The organism is Phyllobacterium sp. P5_D12, from assembly GCF_054049495.1.
The window spans coordinates 1-4,101 of record NZ_JBFUMG010000407.1 but is presented as its reverse complement, the minus strand read 5'-3'; the positions used below and the strand labels follow the sequence as shown (position 1 = coordinate 4,101).

Annotated in this window: 3 protein-coding genes; all 3 read left to right on the top strand. The window is 61.7% G+C overall.

From position 1 onward, the window contains the following. The coding region (locus tag ACXJ5O_RS20540; protein WP_457301513.1) for an ATP-binding cassette domain-containing protein at window positions 1-1,153 on the top strand (1,153 nt) is incomplete at its 5' end. After that, window positions 1,153-2,841, top strand: a complete 1,689-nt coding sequence (gene cydC, locus ACXJ5O_RS20535; RefSeq protein WP_457301512.1) for a thiol reductant ABC exporter subunit CydC — start codon at window positions 1,153-1,155, stop codon at window positions 2,839-2,841. The genes ACXJ5O_RS20540 and cydC, both read left to right, overlap by 1 nt. Before the next feature lie 84 nt (window positions 2,842-2,925). Next, a partial coding sequence (locus tag ACXJ5O_RS20530; RefSeq protein WP_457301511.1) for a cytochrome ubiquinol oxidase subunit I occupies window positions 2,926-4,101 on the top strand: 1,176 nt, incomplete at its 3' end.

Here is a 4,101-nt window from a genome sequence, read left to right as displayed (position 1 = left end):
TGCCAAGGCGGCGAGCGAGAAGCAGCTTGTCGAAATGGGCGGCATGAATGCGTTCCTGCTCGACCGGCTGCGCGGTTTGGGCACCATCCGTTCACTGGACGCCGTGGATTTGACCGCGCATCGCTTGCGCGACAATGCGCAGTCGCTGCGGATACGTACGATGGCGGTGCTCAAAATAGCATTTCTGTCATCCGCAGTACTCGAGTTGTTTGCGGCACTGGGCGTCGCCATGGTCGCCGTCTATATTGGTTTCCATCTGCTCGGCCAGTTGAATTTCGGTGCCTGGAGCGGGCGTCTGAGCCTGACCGAAGGCCTTTTCATTCTTCTGCTGGCACCGGCTTTCTTCGAGCCTCTGCGTGAGTTGTCCTCGGTCTGGCACGACCGGGCTGCGGGTGAGGCAGCGATCGAGGCTCTGGATAGGCTGTCCGATGATGGCGTTGTCCTGCCGGGTGCCGGCAAGGGTGCTAGTCATACAACTGCGATCCATGCGGCAGTTCCGGGCGTCCAGGTTGAAGAGATCACATTCCACCACAAGGGCAATAGCTTGGTGGTTTTTGACCAATTCAGCCTCGATGTTTTGCCGGCTGAGCACATTGCGGTGCTGGGCCCAAGCGGCTCGGGAAAATCGACCCTTCTCGCTTTGATCGCCGGGCTCGCACCTTATGAAAGCGGGCGGATCGCAGTTGGAAACGTTCCGCTCACGCCGGCCACCGCGGCAGAGCTTCGGACAGGCATTGCCTGGGTCGGACAGAAGCCGCATATTTTCGCTGGCACGGTTGCGGACAATGTAGCGCTGGGCCGCCCGGAAATCGGATCCGATGAGATCGGAGCAGCGCTGGGCAAGGCCGCCCTGCACGACGTAGCCAATGCGCACGCAAACGCGCCGATCGGTGAAGGGGGATCGGGGCTTTCCGGCGGGGAAACCTTAAGGCTTGCTTTGGCGCGTGCGGCGGCCAATCCGGATGCAGGGCTGATCCTCGCGGATGAACCGACCGCACATCTCGATACGATCACCGCCAATGAAATCATGGATAGCCTGCTGAGGATCTCTGCTGGCAAGACGCTCATCGTCGCGACACACGATCCTGTCCTCGCGAGCCGCATGGACAGGGTAGTGCTCCTGCCCTCGAAAATACCACAGGAGGGCGTGTAATGGCCCTGTGGAGCGCATTCAGACCCATACTGGCGCTATTCCTTGCTGAGCGGCGCGCTGCGCTTCTGGCGGGCGCTCTGCTGGCGGCGGCAACAGTGCTCGCCGGTATCGCCCTGCTAGGGCTTTCCGGCTGGTTCATTACCGCCACGGCAATAGCGGGGCTGTCGTCGGCCACTGCATTCGCTTTCGATGTTTTTGCGCCTGCCGCAGCGATCCGTTTTCTGGCTCTTGCCCGTACTGCCGCGCGCTACGGCGAACGCTTGACCACGCACGACGCAACGCTTGGTGTGCTGGCGGGATTGCGCGTAGAGGTTTTCCGCAATTGGGCTCAACGCCGAGCGGCCCAGAGGCTGTTGAGGCGTCCGGCAAGGCTGCTGTTTCGCCTGACTGCCGATATCGATGCTCTCGATTCGCTTTATCTGCGCATTCTCGTCCCCGCAGCCGTCGCGCTTTGCACGGCGCTCGCCATTGCTGTCGCTCTCGGGCTCATGCATCCGCTGTTGGGTCTTGGTGCAGGGTCGTGGCTGCTGTTGACAGGGTTCGGCATTCCGCTGATTGCCGCACGCTTTGCCGCCAAACCATCGCGCCGCCGCGCTCATGCCCTGGAGACCCTGCGCTCGCGCACAATCGATCTCGTCGCCGGGCAAATCGACCTGGTCATGGCCGGACGGCTAGACGCCCAGCGAAATGCGGTATTGGCTTCCGATCGTCGCCTGTCACAAACGGATGATGCGCTCAATCGTATCGAGATGTTCGTCACAGCCGGTTTCGGCATAGCCTCGGCACTCCTGCTCGGCGGGACACTTTACGCGGTCGCTTTATTGGTCAGCGGCGGGGTGATCGGCGGGCCTGTTGCGGCCCTCGGTCTGCTGATTGCGCTGGCGGCACTGGAACCCTTCGCGGGGCTGCGGCGCGGGGCAGTTGAACTCGGGCGTACTGTTCTTGCCGCAAAGCGCATCGGGCCGAACATCGCCCCCCTCCCCTCCCCCGAACCACCGGTTTCGCCACGAGGTGAACTGGCGGTTCAGCTCGAGGACGTTTCGGTCTGCTACGATGGCTCACCCCTCCCCACGCTTCGGCATCTGTCACTGTCTCTCGTTCGCGGTGAACGCGTCGCGCTTGTCGGGGCGAGCGGTGCCGGCAAGTCCACATTGCTGGCAYTGATCGCTGGCGAGCTTGCGGCTGCAGGAGGCAGCATTGAACGCCTTCCAGCAACTCTTCTGACGCAGAGGACAGAACTGTTTCAGGACAGTCTGCGTGACAATCTCCGGCTTGCCGATCGAGGTGCCGACGATGCGCGTCTTCTCGACGTTCTCGCTGTTGCAGGCCTTGGAGAGTTCGTCGCCGCCCTGCCGGCAGGTCTGGACACCATGCTTGGCGAAGGCGGGTTTGGGATTTCCGGCGGTCAGGCCCGCCGTCTGGCACTGGCGCGGCTGCTTTTGCGCGACACGCCACTCTGGCTGCTGGATGAGCCCACCGAGGGTCTCGATGGAGACACAGCCCGTGACGTGCTGCAGCGCCTTCAAACGCAAATGCAGGGCCGTTCCGTCGTCATCGCCACGCATATCAGACGGGAGGCGATGATCGCCGACCGGCTGCTAATTCTCGAACGCGGACGCATTGTCGGCGCGCCGCGACGGGGAGAACAGGAATTCGACGCTGCCTTCGCCGCACTGCGGCCAGACTGAGACAAGTCTGAGGCAGACATTTCATTCGGCGTTCACTCCAGGTGAAGGCCGCTAACAGGGGGCCGGGGTGACCCGGTAAAAGTTATGGAACTCGATATCGTGGCGCTGTCGCGCCTGCAATTTGCGATCACAGCTCTCTATCACTTTCTCTTCGTGCCCTTGACGCTTGGACTGTCGGTTCTCCTCGCGATCATGGAGACGGTCTATGTGATGACTGGACGCGTCATCTGGCGACAGATGACCAAATTCTGGGGCACGCTGTTCGGCATCAATTTTGCTCTCGGCGTCGCCACCGGCATCGTGATGGAATTCCAGTTCGGCATGAACTGGAGTTACTACAGCCACTATGTCGGCGACATTTTCGGCGCACCGCTGGCGATCGAAGGGCTGATGGCGTTCTTCCTTGAAGCAACCTTCGTCGGGTTGTTCTTCTTCGGTTGGGACAAGCTTTCGAAGGTCGGACATCTGGCGGCGACCTGGGCGGTGGCAGCGGGATCGAATTTCTCGGCGCTGTGGATCCTCATCGCGAACGGCTGGATGCAAAACCCAGTGGGTTCCGCCTTCAATCCGCAGACGATGCGCATGGAAGTCGTTGATTTCTATGAGGTTTTGTTCAATCCGGTGGCTCAGGCGAAGTTCGTGCACACAGTGTCTGCGGGCTACGTGACGGCATCGATTTTCGTCCTCGGTGTCTCGGCCTGGTATGCCCTCAAAGGCAGGCATATCGAGATCGCCAGGCGTTCGATGACTGTCGCAGCGTCGTTCGGCCTCGCCTCCGCGCTTTCCGTTGTCGTCCTTGGCGACGAGAGCGGCTACCTCTCCGGCGAGCACCAGAAGATGAAGCTCGCGGCGATCGAAGCCATGTGGGAGACTGAACAGGCGCCGGCGGCCTTCACGGTCTTTGGTATTCCCGACACCGAGGCGCGCGAGACGCACTATGCCGTGCGCGTGCCCTGGGTCATGGGCCTGATCGGCACGCGGTCGCTGACCACCGAAATTCCGGGCATCAAGGAACTGGTCGATCGCGCCAGAGCCAACATCCGCAGCGGACTGCTTGCCTATGATGCGCTCCAGCGTATTCGCGAAGCGGGCAGYACCACCGCTGTCGGTCAGGAGGTGCGCGACGCCTTTGAGACGAACGGCGGTGACCTTGGCTATGCGCTGCTGTTGAAGCGCTATGTGGACGACCCGCGCCAGGCGACCGATGAACAGATCGAGAAGGCCGCCTGGGACACGGTGCCGAACGTGCCAACGCTGTTC